The organism is Bradyrhizobium sp. Crot121 (assembly GCF_059512385.1).
On sequence record NZ_JCAMOR010000009.1, the window covers coordinates 144,425 to 157,686 of the forward strand.

Consider the following 13,262-nt stretch of genomic DNA (forward strand, 5'->3'; position numbering starts at 1 on the left):
GCTCGCGCGCGCTGACGCTGCGGGCCGACTGAACCAACACGTAACTCCCTTCCCAATCCCGCGAAGCAATGGCCGCAGGCGTCCTCGTCTGCGAACTGCGGAACTTTGCCCGTGAACAGGACCGACGATGACCGTCTCTTACTTGAGCTTCCGCGTGCCCTACTCGGCCAACCGGGACTGCGTGATCGTCATCAAGCCCCAGAGGGAGGCTTATCAAGCAGTCTGCGTCGACGCTGCGACCAGGCGGACCATCGGCAGTCCATCTGTTCAGCGTGACTCCAGCGGCGCCCGGCCACAGGTCTCGCCCGCCGATGTCATCGGCCGGATCGGCAGCTATCGCCTGGCCTCCGCCGCTGTCGACCTGGAGGCGGACGAATTGGCCGACCGCAGCCGCCGGATCTCCAGCCAATTGCGGTCGCGCCGGCGTCTGTAGCGCAGGAATTTGCCGGACCGTCTTACGGCTTCCAGGAGAGCCGCATGGTGTCGGCGCGGCGGATTCCGAAATGGCCGCTGATTTTCGGCGGCACATCCAGGTTGAGCTGCGGTATGCGGCCAGCGATTGCGCTGAGGCTTTCCTCCAATTCGGCGCGGGCGATCGCCTCGCCGATGCACCGATGCGCGCCATAGCCGAAGATCGGATGCAGCCGTGGCTGGTCGGTGCGATGAATATCGAAGGTGTCAGGACGATCATAGGCCATCTCGTCGCGCATGGCCGACATGGTCGATAGCGTGACAAGCTGGCCGGCCGGGATGACAGTTCCGCCAACATCGACATCCTCGCTTGTGACCCTTGCGACCGCCCCGACGCTGGGTTCGAAGCGCATCGCTTCGGTGACCGCGCCCGAAACCAGAGCGGGATCACGACACACCTCCGCCCATTGCTCGCGATGCTGAAGCAGAAGAGCGACCTGTACTGCGATCGCGACCCTGGTGGTATCGGTGCCACCGACGATCAGTTGGAAAATCTGGTAAAGCATCTCCTCGGGGGACATTTCACCGGCTTCGCCAGCGGCAGCCAGGAACGCGGACAGGAAATCCCCGCGCGGGCTGCAGCGACGTTCGCCGAGGATCTTGTCGACGTACTCGCGTAGCCTTTGCCCCGCCCTCTCGATCTCGACGAGATCGTCCGGACTGAGCCCAAGACTGAAGGCCTTGGTCACCTCATAGACCAGCAGCGTAAACTCCGGGATGTCCTCGCGCGGGAGTCCGAGAAGATCGGCAATGATGCGGGCGGGTATCTTGGCCGCGAATTCGTCGAGCAAATTGACCTCGCCATCGCCGTACCAATCCTCGATGATATCTTCGGCCGTACGGCGAATGCTTGGACGCATCTCAGCAATTGCGCGGGCAGCAAATAATCGTGAGAACGGCGCGCGACGGCGCCGATGTACATCGCCGTCGGCCGTCAGCATGCCATAGTCGAACACATCGAAGATCGTCCCGCTGTCGAAGCCCTGCATCGTGGGAAAGCTCGTTCCGGTGGGGCGGAAGCGTAGATCCTTGCTCAGACGGTCAACATCGGAAAAGCGCAGCACGAAATATCCGCCGGTTTCGTGCAACACCACGGGGTATTCCTTACGGTAGGCACGGAATACACCGTGAGGATCCGCTTCAAGCTCCTGCAGGGTAACCGTCGGGACTTCATTGCTGGCGAAGCCGACGGAAAGTTTCTTGGTGCTGATCTCTGCCCTCATCGTACAGTCTCCGCCTTTCTAACATGCCCCGGTCTACGAAAGGGGAATGTTGGTCGCGGGGAGTTTCAGCTCGATTTCGCAGGATCATTAGTCTGTTACGTTCGTAACGCGCCCGATCGGTCACCGCGTCCCATTTCACGGAGGGCTCACCTCGAACGCGAGCAGCACGTTGCCGGGCATGCCGCTCCATTGCGCGTAGCCTGAATTGACATAGAGCATGCCGTCCACAATCACCGGACCGGGCCCGTCAATGGCGCCGCCGTGTGCCGGGACGCCGTTCACCGTCTCATAGTCGCGCGCGGTGTCGAATTCCCAGAGCAGACGCGCATCGTCGGTCGCGTAGGCGCGCAAATAACCGCTCACGCCGCCGGAGAAGACAACACCAGGAATGGCGCTAACCGCCGCGGAGAGGGCTGGACTGCATCGCTCGCGCTCACCACAGGAGACCGGCGCCACCTGCATGGTGACCTTGCCATCAGCCAGATTCAGCCCGAACAGACCGCCGCCGGCGTTCGGATCGAGACGCCTTGTGCCATCGCGAAGAAACCGCACGTCGGAGTTCGCGACATAGATCCGCTGCTGATCAGCGGCGGAGCCCCACTCGCTGCCGCCCAGCGGCCCTCCCTTGCCGACCCGCGTTTGCCAGATGATCTTGCCCTCGTCATCGGGATCGAAAGCGTGGACTATTCCTGACTTCTGCCCGATCACCAGCATGCGGCGCCCGTCCGGCAAGCTCACCAGGATTGGCGATTGGCCGAAATCGTGGTCCGGACCGGGATCTTCCGGACAGTTGGTCTTGTCGTACCCGTAGCAGGCGACGACATAGCTGTCCTTGGGGGTTGCCTGCCGATGCCACAACATCCGGCCGGACTTCAGGTCGAATGCGACGATGGCGTCGCTCGTATCCGCCGGCGGGTTCGAATAGGAGTTGCTTGTCGCGACGTACAGGGCCTCGCGCTTCACATCGATCGTCGGCGCGGACCACACCGAGGCGCCGGACGGACCGTAAAGTTGCACCCCCGCGGCATTCCTGGTCGTCGGACGAGGCGCTTCCGGAATCGTGTACGACTTCCAGATCGGCGCGCCGGTCGCCGCGTCCAGGGCCACCACGCTGCCGCGAAACGTGCAGCATTCGTAAGCGGGCCGCGATCCCGTCGCTTCCTCGATGGAGGAGACTGGAACGTAGAGGACGCCGGAAAACAGAGCCGGCGTTCCGGTAATCCGGGCGGCGGGATGGTCTTCCACCTTCTGCTTCCAGATCAGTGCGCCCGTTGTTGCGTTGACGGCGTAGGCATTGGCACGGATATCGCCGAAGAAAATCGCGAACTCATTCTTGCCCGGCAGCGGACCGAAGCTGATCGCGGTGCGTACTGGCGCGTCCGTCGCAAACGTCCAGAACGTGCAGCCGCTCCTGGCGTCGAGCGCGTGCACCTTGCTATCGGCGCCGCCGACAAACAGCATGCCGCCGATCACGGCGGGCTGGGCATTGGCAGTGGAGACGCCAGGAAAGCCGAACGTCCATTTCAGGCGCAACCGAGGCACCTCGTCCGCCGTCAGGCCCGCCATCTCGGCGGCTTGAAATCGGCTGTTGTTGATATCAGCGCCCCAACCGGTCCATCGCGGCCGGTCGAACGCCCCGTCGAAGCCGTGGGCGGCTTCCACGCAGTGCCCCGCTGCGTCGGCCTTGGCGGCAGGAGCGCTGTCGCCAACCTGTCTCCCCGTGACGAAGGAGGCGATCGCTTTGCGCTCATCATCGGTGCGGTCCTTAAGCATGGGAGCCATGCTCCCCGACGTGATGGCTCTGAGCACATGCTCGAACGCCATCGACTGCAATGCGGCGCGGTTGGGAATGCGGCTCTGCGGATCGCCCGCATCGTGGCACTGGGCGCAGTGCTGCGCATAAAGCTCGGCACCGGACTGCGCCGCGGTGGCGGGAAGACAGGACCAGATCAAGAGGCCAACGGCCGCAGCGCTCGATCTCATGAGGCTCCCCCCTGGGCGCGACGATCTGAACTTATCGTCTCGGAAAGATCTGCAACCTGGGGATGATAGCGTGATCGGGAAATCTCGACCAGTCAGAACCGGCGCTGGGGCCATGACCACCGGCGCATGTTGTTGGGCGAGCAGCGAGGCGAGCGGAACTCCAGGTGCAGTGAACTCGTTCAGACTGGACGCCGCGCCACTGCCGACTGATCCTGGGTGGACGGAGCGACAATCCGGATACGCCGCGAATGACCTGAAACCACTTGCAAAGGAGGTTTTGCCATGCCGACGACAGCCGAGAAAGACCACGTCTACAAGATCCTGGACCTCGTCGGATCGTCCGAGAAGAGCATCGAGGATGCGATCCAGAATGCCATTGCCCGCGCTGCCAAGACCATTCGCGAGATGAAGTGGTTCGAAGTCGTGCAGACGCGAGGCCATATCGAGAATGGCGCCGTTCGCCACTACCAGGTCACGCTGCGGGTTGGATTCACATTGGAGGAGTGAGTCCGGACATCCGGCGCGCCACATAACCATTCTTGCGCCAAGTCAAAGATGTGAGGTAGCCCCCGTGCGACAGATTCATGTTTTCGTTTGACGCTCAACGTCGTCGGGAGGCTAAGTGCAGATGGAAGAACGGTCCGGCGCCCCTTTGATCCCGCAAACCGGCGCGCCGGATACGCTTGCGCAGGTCCGCACGCTGCCCGAGCTGCTGCGTTGGCGCGTCCGGGCAACGCCTGATACGGAAGCCTACCGGCATTTCGATGCAGCCGCCGGGCGCTGGGTCAGCCATTCCTGGCACCAGATCGACCTGGAGTTCGACCGCTGGCGGCGCGCACTCGCCGCCGAGGGGTTCGCAGCCGGCGAGCGCGTCGCCATCCTGATGCCAAATGGCATCGAACATATCGCGATGGACCAGGCCGCATTGTCGCGCGGCCTGGTGCCGGTGCCGATGCACGCGATCGATAATCCCGAAAGCATCGTCTACATCCTGAAGGATTCCGCGGCGTCGCTGCTGCTGGTCGACACCATCGACCGTTGGCGGATCCTCGCAAGCGCCGGCGCGCCGACGGATACGCTCAAGCGTGTCGTCTGCGTCGATCTGCAAGGTACCGAAAACCCGGCAATGATGGATCATCGCCTCATGGCGCTGAAATCCTGGCTGGAGCGCGGACAGGCGGCCGAGGCCGTCACAGACGACGTCGCGTTGCAGCCGGATGATCTTGCCGCGATCGTCTACACCTCCGGCACGACCGGGCGCCCCAAAGGCGTCATGCTCTCGCACGGCAACCTCGTGGCGAACGTCAAGGCGATCCACGCGCGCATCGCCGCCAGCCCAAATGATGTCTTCCTGTCCTTCCTGCCGCTGTCGCATACGTTCGAGCGCACCGGCGGCTACTACTATCCGATCGCCGCCGGCGCCTGCGTCGCCTATGCGCGATCGGTGCAGCAGCTCTCCGATGATTTGAAGCAGGTGCGGCCGACCGTGCTGATCTCGGTGCCGCGGATCTATGAGCGCATCTATGCCCTGATCATGCAGCACAGCGAGGCGGCCGGCCGCTTCGAACGCGAATTGCTCGATCTTACCGTTGCCGTCGGCGGACGGCGCTTTGACGCGAGGCAACAAGGCCGCAGCCCGTCGCTGTTCGACCGGATGCTCTGGCCGCTGCTCAAGCGCCTGGTCGCCGACAAGGTGCTGGCTCAGTTCGGCGGGCGGCTGCGCGTCGCCGTCAGTGGCGGCGCGGCGATCGGCGAGCGCGTGATCCGGCTGTTCCTCGCGCTCGGACTGGACATCCTGCAGGGCTATGGCATGACCGAGACGTCACCCGTCGTCTCCGTCAATACCGCAGATGACAACGATCCCCGCTCGGTCGGCCGGCCGCTCGACGGTATCGAAGTCAGCATCAGTGAGGATCAGGAGCTATTGGTGCGGGGGCCCAACGTGATGCTCGGCTATTGGCACCGTCCGGACGAGACGCGCCGAATCAAGCAAGCCGACGGATGGCTGCATACCGGCGATCAGGCCCGCATCGAAGGCGGCCGCATCAGCATCACCGGCCGCATCAAGGACATCCTGGTGACCTCGACCGGCGAGAAGATCGCGCCCGTCGATCTCGAAACCGCGATCCTCGCCGATCCCTTGTTCGAGCAGGCCATGGTGATCGGCGAGAATCGTCCTTTCCTCGCGGCGCTCGTGGTGCTGAATGCGAAAAGCTGGGAGCGGGAGAAGGCCAGACTCGCGGGCAGCGGCGCGGACGCAGAAACCGCGTTCCTCGTCAAACGGATCGCCGAGGCCGTCAAAGCCTACCCGGCCTATGCGACACCGCGCGCGGTATGGTGGACGCTGGAGCCATGGACCATTGCTGCCGGCCTGCTAACGCCGACGCTGAAGAACAAGCGCCCGGCGCTCGAGCATCGCTTCGCGGCCGAGATCGAACAAATCTACACGCGCAAGCCACAGGGTGGATCGCGTCCTGCACCTGCGCACGCGATCGAAGGATCGGCCGATAGCCGGTGAGGTGTACATGCGCTGTCATTCCGGGGCGATGCGCAGCATCGAGCCCGGCATCCATTTTCCCACCAACACCTGCGGCCCCATGGATTCCGGGCTCGCGCTGACGCGCGCCCCGGAATGACGGGTGGCGATTGTTGGCGCGAACGAATGACGAATTCACTTTCCGCCTTCGTCGCTTTCAGCCACAGCTTGACTCGCCTGGCGCCTTGTTGATGAAGTGTTTGAGTGGCGACACGCGACATGCCTCAGAACACAAAAGCGGCTGCGAGCAGCCCACTAAAAATGGAAACGCCTCATGCTGATCCCGATCGCCGACGTGCCGCGCTGGTATGCTGAACGCCAGCCGGCGGATACGATCGCCATTCGTCATGGACAGGATACGCTGACGTGGGAGCAACTCGAGCGCGGTGCCAATGCCCGCGCGCGGGCGTTTGCGGCCAAGGGCGTCAAGCCCGGCGACTTCGTCGCGATCGGGCTGCCCAACAGCAACGCATTCTTCGAGACCACCTTTGCGGTATGGAAGTGCGGCGCGACGCCGACCTCGCTGTCCTGGCGATTGCCGCGCGGCGAAGCGGCCGCGGTGCTCGATATCCTCAAGCCCGCGCTGGTGGTGGGCGGCGAACCCAATTGGAATGCGCCGAACTCGCTGCCAATCGGCTTCGTGCCCGAAGGATTTTCCGACGAGCCGCTCGCGGCTCCCGTCTCGCGCTATTGGAAGGCGATGACGAGCGGCGGCTCGACCGGCCGGCCGAAAGTGATCCTCGATCATCTGCCCGCCGTGGTCGATACCACCATGGCGCCACCGCTCAGCATCCCGCTCGGCGCCTCGCTGCTCAATCCGGGGCCGCTGTATCACAACGCGCCATTCATCGTTTCGCATTTTGCCTTGTTCGGCGGCGGACGCCTCACCGGCCTGACGAAGTTCGATGCCGAGGAGACGCTGCGGCAGATCGAGGCCGAGCGCGTGCAATGGGTCAATTTCGTGCCGACCATGATGCACCGGATCTGGTCGCTGCCGGACGAGGTGCGCAACCGCTACGATCTCTCCAGCCTGCAGGTCGTGTTCCACATGGCGGCGCCGATGCCGCCATGGCTGAAGGAGAAATGGATCGAGTGGCTGGGGCCGGAGCGGATCTGGGAGCTCTATGGCGGCACCGAACGGCAGGGCTCCTGCATCATCTCCGGCGTCGAATGGCTCGCGCACAAGGGCTCGGTCGGCAAGATCGGCGAGACTGCGCGCCTGCGCATCATTGGCGAGGACGGCAATGACGTCGCTCCCGGCGAGACCGGCGAGATCTATTTCCTGCCCAATGATGGCGCCGGCACCACCTATCACTATCTCGGCGCCGAACCGAAGCGCCGCGCCGACGGCTGGGAGTCGCTTGGCGACATCGGCCGGCTGGATGAAGATGGCTATCTCTATCTCGGCGACCGGCTCGCCGACATGATCCTGCGCGGCGGCGCCAACATCTATCCGGCGGAGGTCGAGGCTGCGGTGTGTGCGCATCCCGACGTGCGCTCCTGCGTGGTGGTCGGCCTGCCCGACCCCGAATTCGGCCAGCGCATCCATGCGATCATCGAGTGCGATCCGGCGGTCAACGCGCAGGCGATCGCCGATGGCATGAGCGATTTCCTCGCCGACAGGCTGAGCCGCTACAAGCATCCGGAGAGCTTTGAAATCGTGGACGCGCAGGTGCGCGACGATTCCGGCAAGGTCCGTCGCACGCTGTTGCGCGACGAGCGCGCCGCATGGCTGAAGGAGAATCGCCCATTCCGGATCATGCCATCGCGCGTGCACGCGAAGGCGGAGTGACTTCGAGACAATTTCTGCATGCCTCGCGTTCGATACGCGCCGTCATTCCGTGCGCGCGTCAGCGCGAGCCCGGAATCCATTTCTCCACCTGCGCATGCGGCCTGATGGATTCTCTGATGTGCAATTGCACATCATAGCTCGCGACTTCGTCGCGCCCCGGAATGACAGCGAATGGACTGGCTAGCCGAGCAACTCCAGCGTTCTCGGATCGGCTTCGCCGCCATAATATTTCTTCAGCGCAGCGGGAAATTCCGGAGCGGCCGACGCGGCGGCGAACAAGGTCATCGAGGAGCGGAACTTCAGATCATCGGGGCTGCCGAGAATGTCCCGGATGGTCTTGCCTTCGACCGCGTTGACCAGACGCATGCACTCCAGGAGCCGCGGTCCCAGGATATCATGCTGGAGATAGGCGATCGCCTCGTCGCGGGAAGCGATCGCAAAACGCTGCGCCATCGCGCTGAACCCGAGGCCGGCAAGCTGTGGGAAGATGAACCACATCCAGTGGCTTTGCTTGCGGCCGCGGCTGAGCTCCGCCACAACCTGCCGATAAACCGGAGCCTGTGCATCGACAAAGCGCGCGAGATCAAAGCGGTCGCTCATAAACTCCTCCCTGATGGGCCGACAAGCTCGGCGAGACGATCGAGCAGCGGCCGCTGGCCTTCGAGGATCTTCGCATGCGCGGCCGCGAGATCGAACCATTCGGCGCGGTCGATCTCAGGGAATGCCTGCATCTTCCCGCTTCTCGGTGGCCACTCGATCTCGAACATATTACTCCTGATAGCATGCACATCGAGATCGCCTTCGACGGCGAAGGCGATCACGCGCTTTCCGGCACGCTGGCGGATCTCGCCCAGCGGCTCAAACGGCTGATCAAGGACGACGCCGGTCTCCTCGGCAAATTCACGACGGGCCACCGCGATTGCATCCTCTTCCCCGTCCATCTCGCCCTTCGGGATCGACCACGCGCCCTCGTCCTTGCGGCGCCAGTAAGGCCCGCCGGGATGCACGAGCAGAACTTCCAGCCGCGCCCCCGAACGGCGATACATCAGGATGCCCGCACTTGCGGGCGCGCGACGTTCCGCCTTCAACGATCTTTGCTCCCGCGACACATACCCGCTCGGGCGTAACCCGCTAGCCAGACCCGATGCTATCCCCGGATGCGTTCGGTTTCAAAATCGTCAGCACCGGCGGGGCTGACGCATTTGTAGTCGTTCCAAACGATGAAGCCCGCTCGCGCTGGGCTCATTTCGTTGTTATATTGCCTCCGGGACGATCGACCGGACATTGACTATTGGGTGCGGCGTTAGTCGAAGGAAACGCGATTCTTACGGAGATCCTTCATGTCTTCCTTGACCGAATGGAAAGTGCCACCGGCGCACCAGCCCAGTTCCGGCAACTACAAATTCGACCTCGACCGCACGCTTACCGCCGTGGTGGGACTGCACTCCATCATCCCGTCCGACGCGTTCAGCGCGGAGACGCTCGGCACGGAGCGCGCCGGCAACGGTGTCCTGATCGACGACGGGCTGGTGCTGACGATCGGCTATCTCATCACTGAAGCGGAAACCGTGTGGCTGCATCTTGGCGACGGTCGTGTGATCGAGGGCCATCCGCTCGGCTTCGATTTCGAATCCGGCTTCGGCCTGGTGCAGGCGCTGGGACGGCCGGGCATCGAGCCAATGCCGATCGGCTCCTCCGCCGCGACGAGGGTCGGCGACAATGTCGTGGTCGGCGGCGCCGGCGGCCGCACCCGCTCGCTGGCGAGCCAGATCGTGGCGAAGCAGGAATTCGCAGGCTATTGGGAATATCTGCTCGATGAAGCGATCTTCACCTATCCCGCGCATCCCAATTGGGGCGGCACCGCGCTGATCTCCGGCAAAGGCGAATTGATCGGCATCGGCTCGCTGCAGCTCGAACGCGAGCGCAACGCCCGCGCCGAGCACGTCAACATGATGGTGCCGATCGACCTCTTGATGCCGGTGTTCGACGACCTGCGCAAATATGGCCGCGTCAACCGGCCATCGCGGCCCTGGCTAGGCATGTACACGACCGAGATCGACAACCGCATTGTCGTAGTCGGCATCGCCGGCAAGGGGCCGGCGGCGCGCGCCGAGCTGAAGACCGGCGACGTCATCCTCGCCGTTGACGGCGAAAAGGTGATGAGTCAGGCGAGCTTCTATCGCAAGCTCTGGTCGCTCGGCACCGCCGGCGTCGACGTGCCGCTCACCGTCTATCACGAAGGCGTCACCTTCGACGTCACGCTGGCCTCGATCGATCGCACGAAACTGTTGAAGGGGCCGCGGCTGCATTGAGCACCGGGAGCGTCGCAATGAGCGAGGCCGTGGTGGACGACATCGTGGCCGTGCTGCCGCCGCTGTTGCAGACGCTCGAATCGCTCGGCTTCATCGCGCGCCATTTGCACCCGCCGGAGTTCGGCCATGTGATGCAGATCGCGGGCGAGCCGGACGAAGCGCTGCGCGCGGTCCGCCCGCGGCTCGCCGACTGGCCGGAGCAATTTGCCGCGATCAGCGCGCAGCTCGAAGCCGCAAGCGATGCGGCGCTCGCCGCCTGGCAGGGCCTGCGCGCGGTACAGGACGGCAATGGCGATCTGGTGAGCGTGTTCCGCGCGCTGCGCTACACGCCGCGCGCGCTGGAAGCGCTCTATCCGCTGGCCGCGCGATTGCCGCCGGTGAACGAGTTCTTCACCGATCCCGCCTTGCGCGGGGATGCCGAACTGCTGGCGCGGCTGGCCGAGCCCGCCGGTGAAACCACCGGCATCCTGCACGACAGTAACGAGCCCGGCAGCCGCGGCGGCTTTTCGCTCTACGTGCCGGAATATTACACACCCGAGCGCGCCTGGCCGCTGGTGATGGCGCTGCACGGCGGCAGCGGCAATGGCCGCGGCTTCTTGTGGAGCTGGCTGCGCGATGCCCGCAGCCGCGGCGCCATCCTGGTCTCGCCGACCGCGCGCGGAAGCACCTGGGCCTTGATGGGCGACGATATCGACACGCCGAATTTGGTCCGCATTCTCGATTTCGTGCGGGCGCGCTGGACTATCGACGAGAAGCGAATGCTGATGACGGGAATGAGCGACGGCGGCACGTTCTGCTATGTTTCAGGCTTGGACGGCGCCTCGCCCTTCACCCATCTTGCGCCTGTCGCCGCGACCTTCCATCCGTTGATGGCGCAGATGGCGGATGCGGATCGCCTGCGCGGCCTGCCGATCCATATCGTGCATGGGAAGCTCGACTGGATGTTCCCGGTGCAGGTCGCGCGCCAGACGCAGCAGGCGCTGAGCGCGGCCGGCGCTGCCGTCACCTATCGCGAGCTCGACGACCTCAGCCATACCTACCCGCGCGAGATGAACGCGGCGATCCTGGAATGGCTGAACGAAGTGCCGTAGCCCGGGTGAAGCGCCAGCGTAACCCGGGAATGCTTGCTACGCTGACGCAAGAGGCCTCGTCGACGTCGAAGTTTCAGACCAGACCACCATTGGCACGCAGCGTCTGGCCGTTGATCCAGGCACCCTCGGGGCCGGCGAGGAAGGACACCACCGAGGCGATGTCTTCGGGCGTGCCGAGTCGCTCCAGCGGATTCGCCTTGGCAAGGCGGTCGATCAATTCCGGCGACTTGCCGTGCAGGAACAGATCGGTCGCGGTCGGACCGGGGGCGATCGCGTTGACCGTGATCGCTCGTCCGCGCAATTCCTTGGACAGGATCGCGGTCAAGACCTCGATCGCCGCCTTCGTCGCGGTGTAGACGCCGTAGGTCTCGAACTTTGTGCCGACGACGCTGGTCGAGAAATTGATGATGCGCCCGCCGTCGCGCAGCCGGCGCGCGGCCTCGCGCATCGCATTGAAGCTGCCCTTGAGGTTGATGGCGACGTGCTGATCGAACAGCGCGTCATCGGTGTCGGCGATCCTGGCAAGCTTCATGATGCCGGCGTTGTTGACGAGCACGTCGACGCCGCCGAAGGCGGCCTCCGCCGCATCGAACATGCCGCGCACTGCATTGGGATCGCTGACATCGGCCTTGGCGGTAAGCGCCCGTCCGCCGGCCGCTTCGATCCGGCTCGCCACCGCCTCGGCGGCTTTGGTGTCTCCGGCGTAATTGATCACGACGGTGAAGCCGTCCTTTGCAAGGCGTTGGGCGACCGCAGCGCCGATCCCGCGCGAGGCGCCCGTTACCAGTGCTACTTTTTTGGTCCCGTTCGACATCTTTGTTCTCCTGCTGATTTGCGGCCAGGCCGCTGGGTGGCAGGAGTAAAGTAGGCGCTTCCATCTCCCGGATAATTATGTATTTTTTGGCCTTACTGTTCGTAAAACTCGGACAATCGAGATGGATCGGTTCGATGCGATGCGGGTGTTCACCCGCGTGGTGGAGCGGCGCAACTTTTCGTTGGCGGCGGAGGATCTCGGGCTGCCGCGCTCGACGGTGACGGACGCCGTCAAATCGCTGGAGGCACGGCTCGGCGTGCGGCTGATCGAACGCACGACACGGCATGTCCGCCCGACCCTCGATGGCGAAGCATATTATCGCCGCTGCCTGTCGCTGATCGCCGACCTCGAGGATGCCGAAGGTGCATTCGCCGGCGGCAAGCCGAAGGGGCTGTTGCGGCTGGAAGTGCAGGGCACGTTGGCGCGTCACTTCTTGTTGCCGAACCTGCCGGGCTTCTTCACGGAATATCCCGACATCGAGATCAATATGAGCGAGAGCGACCGCTGGATCGACCTGATCGAGGAAGGCGTCGATTGCGTGTTGCGCTTCGGCCATCTGCCCGACAGCGACATGATCGCAAGGCAGGTGGTGATGCTGGAGCGCCTCACCTGCGCGGCGGCTCGTTATTTCGAGCGCTTCGGCACGCCGTCTGGTCCCGATGTGCTCGAAGGCCACCGCATGATCGGGATACGCTCGCTGACAACGGGACGGCTGCGGCCGATGGAGTTTGTGGTCGACGGCACAGTTCGCGAAGTGATGCTGCCGGCGATCATGTCGGTGACGGGACCGGAGAGCTACCTCGCTACCGCGCGGCTCGGCCTTGGCCTGGTCCAAGTGCCGCGCTTCCACGCCGAAGCCGATCTCGGGCGCGGGGCCCTCGTTGAGGTGCTCACGGAATGTCCGCCGCCCTCGGTCCCGGTATCCCTGCTCTACCCACGCAATCGCCAGCTCTCGCCGCGCGTACGCGTGTTCATCGATTACGTGTTGCGCGCCTTCGGGCGGGCGTGAGTGCGGTTCCGGCCCGACCCGGAACCATCCG

At 64.1% G+C, this 13,262-nt stretch carries 12 protein-coding genes; 7 read left to right on the top strand and 5 right to left on the bottom strand.

All coding sequences use genetic code 11. From position 1 onward, the window contains the following. Nucleotides 1–127: 127 nt before the first annotated feature. A complete protein-coding gene (locus AC5ZGW_RS11715; RefSeq protein WP_028164461.1) occupies nucleotides 128–433 on the top strand; it encodes a hypothetical protein in 306 nt (101 codons plus the stop codon). 22 nt (nucleotides 434–455) lie between these two features. On the opposite strand, the gene AC5ZGW_RS11720 is transcribed toward AC5ZGW_RS11715, so the two are convergent. Both AC5ZGW_RS11720 and AC5ZGW_RS11725 read right to left on the bottom strand, forming a co-directional pair. Beyond that, nucleotides 456–1,694, bottom strand: coding sequence for a cytochrome P450 (locus AC5ZGW_RS11720; protein WP_130229111.1), 1,239 nt, complete (start codon nucleotides 1,692–1,694; stop codon nucleotides 456–458). 135 nt (nucleotides 1,695–1,829) lie between these two features. Beyond that, nucleotides 1,830–3,677 (bottom strand): outer membrane protein assembly factor BamB family protein, encoded by a 1,848-nt coding sequence (locus AC5ZGW_RS11725; RefSeq protein WP_130229112.1) that lies wholly within the window; start codon nucleotides 3,675–3,677, stop codon nucleotides 1,830–1,832. 282 nt (nucleotides 3,678–3,959) lie between these two features. Between AC5ZGW_RS11725 and AC5ZGW_RS11730 the strand changes: the two genes are divergently transcribed. The 3 genes from AC5ZGW_RS11730 (at nucleotide 3,960) to AC5ZGW_RS11740 (ending at nucleotide 8,005) form a co-directional block, all read left to right on the top strand. Continuing rightward, nucleotides 3,960–4,184, top strand: a complete 225-nt coding sequence (locus tag AC5ZGW_RS11730; RefSeq protein ID WP_028164458.1) for a dodecin — start codon at nucleotides 3,960–3,962, stop codon at nucleotides 4,182–4,184. A gap of 121 nt (nucleotides 4,185–4,305) precedes the next feature. After that, on the top strand, nucleotides 4,306–6,195 hold the full coding sequence (locus AC5ZGW_RS11735; RefSeq protein WP_130229113.1) for an AMP-dependent synthetase/ligase: 1,890 nt from the start codon (nucleotides 4,306–4,308) through the stop codon (nucleotides 6,193–6,195). Between the two features lie 292 nt (nucleotides 6,196–6,487). Next, nucleotides 6,488–8,005: an AMP-binding protein gene (locus AC5ZGW_RS11740; RefSeq protein ID WP_130229114.1), complete on the top strand. Its 1,518-nt coding sequence runs from the start codon at nucleotides 6,488–6,490 to the stop codon at nucleotides 8,003–8,005. Nucleotides 8,006–8,185: 180 nt separating this feature from the next. Here the strand turns inward: AC5ZGW_RS11740 and AC5ZGW_RS11745 are convergent, their stop codons facing one another. Next, a complete protein-coding gene (locus tag AC5ZGW_RS11745) occupies nucleotides 8,186–8,605 on the bottom strand; it encodes a DUF1810 domain-containing protein (protein ID WP_130229115.1) in 420 nt (139 codons plus the stop codon). After that, nucleotides 8,602–9,093 (bottom strand): NUDIX hydrolase, encoded by a 492-nt coding sequence (locus AC5ZGW_RS11750; RefSeq protein ID WP_283813312.1) that lies wholly within the window; start codon nucleotides 9,091–9,093, stop codon nucleotides 8,602–8,604. The genes AC5ZGW_RS11745 and AC5ZGW_RS11750 overlap by 4 nt, the downstream gene beginning before the upstream one ends. A 252-nt stretch (nucleotides 9,094–9,345) precedes the next feature. On the opposite strand from AC5ZGW_RS11750, the gene AC5ZGW_RS11755 reads away from it, so the two are divergent. Together AC5ZGW_RS11755 and AC5ZGW_RS11760 are read left to right on the top strand one after the other, a co-directional pair. After that, nucleotides 9,346–10,317 (top strand): S1C family serine protease, encoded by a 972-nt coding sequence (locus AC5ZGW_RS11755; RefSeq protein WP_130229116.1) that lies wholly within the window; start codon nucleotides 9,346–9,348, stop codon nucleotides 10,315–10,317. A gap of 17 nt (nucleotides 10,318–10,334) precedes the next feature. Beyond that, nucleotides 10,335–11,408 (top strand): carboxylesterase family protein, encoded by a 1,074-nt coding sequence (locus tag AC5ZGW_RS11760; protein WP_130229117.1) that lies wholly within the window; start codon nucleotides 10,335–10,337, stop codon nucleotides 11,406–11,408. Between the two features lie 73 nt (nucleotides 11,409–11,481). Here the strand turns inward: AC5ZGW_RS11760 and AC5ZGW_RS11765 are convergent, their stop codons facing one another. Continuing rightward, nucleotides 11,482–12,222 (bottom strand): SDR family oxidoreductase, encoded by a 741-nt coding sequence (locus AC5ZGW_RS11765; protein WP_130229118.1) that lies wholly within the window; start codon nucleotides 12,220–12,222, stop codon nucleotides 11,482–11,484. Nucleotides 12,223–12,343: 121 nt separating this feature from the next. On the opposite strand from AC5ZGW_RS11765, the gene AC5ZGW_RS11770 reads away from it, so the two are divergent. After that, nucleotides 12,344–13,231 (top strand): LysR family transcriptional regulator, encoded by an 888-nt coding sequence (locus AC5ZGW_RS11770; protein ID WP_130229119.1) that lies wholly within the window; start codon nucleotides 12,344–12,346, stop codon nucleotides 13,229–13,231. Nucleotides 13,232–13,262 lie beyond the last annotated feature (31 nt).